The organism is Mordavella massiliensis (assembly GCF_016901695.1).
In the GTDB taxonomy this organism is placed as follows: Bacteria; Bacillota; Clostridia; order Lachnospirales; family Lachnospiraceae; genus Claveliimonas; species Claveliimonas massiliensis_A.
In genome coordinates, this window is record NZ_JACJKS010000119.1 from 1 (window position 1) to 219 (window position 219).

1 rRNA gene is annotated in these 219 nt (G+C 47.9%); it reads left to right on the forward strand.

Annotation, left to right across the window (positions count from 1 at the left end):
- Nucleotides 1-115: 115 nt before the first annotated feature.
- Nucleotides 116-219, forward strand: a 23S ribosomal RNA gene (locus tag H6A20_RS13370); the annotation flags it as partial.

The following is a 219-nucleotide window of genomic DNA, read 5'->3' on the forward strand; positions in this document are numbered from 1 at the left end:
TCATCGAGAGATGATGACACACTTTGAAGAAAACAAAGTAAAAAAATTGACCTGAACCAACGCATGCAACGCTATGCATGTGTGGAGGACCCCGTTCCCGCGGGGAACTTACGTTGGTTATGCATGAAAGAGCGCAGGGTGGATGCCTTGGCACTAAGAGCCGATGAAAGACGTGATAAGCTGCGAAAAGCTTCGGGGAGGAGCAAATATCCATTGATC